This window comes from Polynucleobacter sp. Latsch14-2, assembly GCF_018881925.1.
Lineage (GTDB): Bacteria > Pseudomonadota > Gammaproteobacteria > Burkholderiales > Burkholderiaceae > Polynucleobacter.
This window is the reverse complement of sequence record NZ_JACVPL010000037.1, coordinates 1-1,710: the sequence shown is the minus strand read 5'-3', so window position 1 is coordinate 1,710 and position 1,710 is coordinate 1. Positions and strand designations below refer to the sequence as shown.

At 43.3% G+C, this 1,710-nt stretch carries 2 protein-coding genes and 1 pseudogene; 2 read left to right on the top strand and 1 reads right to left on the bottom strand.

The genetic code is table 11. The annotated features are described in order from the left end of the window. Nucleotides 1–68: 68 nt before the first annotated feature. The gene (locus ICN46_RS11855) at nucleotides 69–461 is read left to right on the top strand and encodes a helix-turn-helix domain-containing protein (RefSeq protein ID WP_215347000.1); all 393 of its coding nucleotides are present in this window, start codon (nucleotides 69–71) and stop codon (nucleotides 459–461) included. Between the two features lie 98 nt (nucleotides 462–559). Continuing rightward, nucleotides 560–1,507 (top strand): amidohydrolase family protein, encoded by a 948-nt coding sequence (locus ICN46_RS11850; RefSeq protein ID WP_216209116.1) that lies wholly within the window; start codon nucleotides 560–562, stop codon nucleotides 1,505–1,507. An 83-nt stretch (nucleotides 1,508–1,590) separates the two neighbouring features. On the opposite strand, the pseudogene ICN46_RS11845 reads toward ICN46_RS11850, so the two are convergent. Then, nucleotides 1,591–1,710, bottom strand: a pseudogene (locus tag ICN46_RS11845) (IS30 family transposase); the annotation flags it as partial.

The window sequence follows — 1,710 nt, the reverse complement described above, 5'->3', positions numbered from 1 at the left end:
CAGTGGATTAACTATGAATCAACCCACAAGATCAATTGATGCATGAGTAATTAGCCAAGGTATTAAATATGGAAAAATTAGCCAAAACAAAGCAAATTCTTCAAAAGAGTATTGCACTATCAGCGTACATTCGTTTTTTAAATTCAATAGATGTCATTGATGTGACAGGGGGATGGAAAAAGCTAGACCCACTAGAGGAAGCATTGCTGAATAAACTGTTTTTGATGACAACAATACAAAATGAGCCCATATTAGTTGGGGATCTCATATCAATTTCAACCCTGGGGTCACAGGCAACGCTACATGGAAGAGTAAAGAGCCTTGAGAGGAAAGGGCTGATTAATCTGATGGCTGACAAAAATGACGCTAGGAAAAAGCATGTCTATCCAACTCAGATGGCTATGAAGCGCTACGAGGTACTTTCAGTTAATTTTGAGAAAGCACTCAGCCCTGGGATTTAATTATCTATTAATGGCGAAGGTCCCCACATTTATCGACTAGGCAGCACGCAAGGATTGTGCATAGTTGGGTTAGCTCTATTGGCGCCCTAGACTTGGATATGGAATTGAAAGTGGCTCGTGAGTTTTCAAAATCCAATGCAGGGTCAATGCGGGTTGTTCCAGTGGTAACTGGCGAGGTATTGAAGGCAAAGTATGGTGATAAAGCTATCCAAGAAGCTTTAAATTTCAAACAATACGATAACGATCTTTTTATTTTCCAGGGCGTTAAATTCTTTAGCGATGGTGGGTACATGCCTGAGACCATGCATATGGGCCACCCTACCTATGTCGATGGGGGTATTGGTGGTCCATCTACTTACGCATCCGCAAAAGATTTTGCATCTACTATGAAGCCTTGGTGGGATGCAGGCTTTCATATTCACGTACACAGTAACAGTGACGTAGGAAATCTCGATACGCTAAATGCATTGCAATTATTGCAAGATTCAAAGCCACGCTTTGATCACCGCTTTACGGTAAATCACTTTGGCGTTCCATCGACAGCCATGGTCTTTAAGATTAAGGCGTTAAATGCGGTGGTCAGCGCTAATGTTTCCTACATCTCACAACGTGCAAAGTTACAGTACCCAGCAATGGGTACCGATCGTGCCTCTACTGCCACACGTTTAGGCATGTTGGTGCGAAATGGCATCGTTACCTCGATTCATTCGGATGCACCTGTTTCAGCACCCAACCCATTGCAAGAGGCTTGGTCTGTAGTAACTCGCCGAGATGTGTATAACGATGGCAAAGTTTGGGCGCCTGCTGAAGCCTTGCCTCCATCAGAGGCGATGAAGATGATCACCATTAATGCTGCCTATACACTGGGTGTGGAAGATAAGGTTGGCAGTATTGAAGCCGGTAAGTTTGCTGACTTTACAGTACTAGATGTTGATCCACAAACTATCCCTGCAATTAAGATTAAAGATGTTGCAGTTCAAGCAACAGTCTTGGGCGGCAGAGTAATTCCAGTATCTGAAACCAAGCAACCTAGACCACTGCCGTAATGCAGTTGTTATAATTATTTTGCATCATTAAAGCCAGCCTTCGGGTTGGCTTTTTCTTTGTATGTCTGCTTTGGGTCTTGGATTCAACCGGTCAACGCAACAGATTGGGCAAAACGTTCTGCCGGTGTTTGATAGTTTAGTGTCTTTCTAGGGCGTTCATTGAGTTTTCTGGCTATGGCATTGAGCTTAGCCTGTGAGTAATT

What these genes read in the sequence shown, in the direction of transcription:
- ICN46_RS11850 (WP_216209116.1), top strand. Translation starts at nt 560, where the DNA reads ATGGAATTGAAAGTGGCTCGTGAGTTTTCAAAATCCAATGCAGGGTCA.
- ICN46_RS11855 (WP_215347000.1), top strand. Translation starts at nt 69, where the DNA reads ATGGAAAAATTAGCCAAAACAAAGCAAATTCTTCAAAAGAGTATTGCA.